Origin of the sequence: Methanosaeta sp. UBA356, assembly GCF_002496465.1 — an archaeon.
In the GTDB taxonomy this organism is placed as follows: domain Archaea; phylum Halobacteriota; class Methanosarcinia; order Methanotrichales; family Methanotrichaceae; genus Methanothrix; species Methanothrix soehngenii.
The window spans coordinates 1-428 of record NZ_DAKC01000002.1 but is presented as its reverse complement, the minus strand read 5'-3'; the positions used below and the strand labels follow the sequence as shown (position 1 = coordinate 428).

Annotated in this window: 1 pseudogene; it reads left to right on the top strand. The window is 55.6% G+C overall.

From position 1 onward, the window contains the following. Positions 1-428: pseudogene (locus tag BP727_RS00065) on the top strand (tetrahydromethanopterin S-methyltransferase subunit H); the annotation flags it as partial.

Genomic DNA, 428 nt, shown 5'->3' with positions numbered 1-428 from the left:
GGCGAGTACCCCACATGCTGCATTGGCACCATGTTCTATGCCAGGCACAAGATAGTCTCAGACCCCGAGCACGGTGTCTTTGACGTAGCAGCCGCAGAGCGGCTCTGGAATACACAGGTAGAGATGAGTGAGGTTACAGGAAACAGCTGCATGAACCAGATCGTGGCCGAGAGCAATGAGGCCATGGCCAAAGAGATAGACTGGTTCGTAGGCATATCCGATTATCCCTTCCTCATCGATTCCTCTGCCCCAGAGGTGCGGGCCTTCGGTGTCAAGCATGCCACAGAGATCGGAGTGGCTGACAGGGCCATCCATAACTCCATCAATGCCTCCATCACCCCCGAGGAGCTGGCAGCAGTCAAAGAGAGCGATCTGGACTCGGCGATCGTGCTCATCTTCAATGCCATTGAGAAGGGGACCAAGGGCAA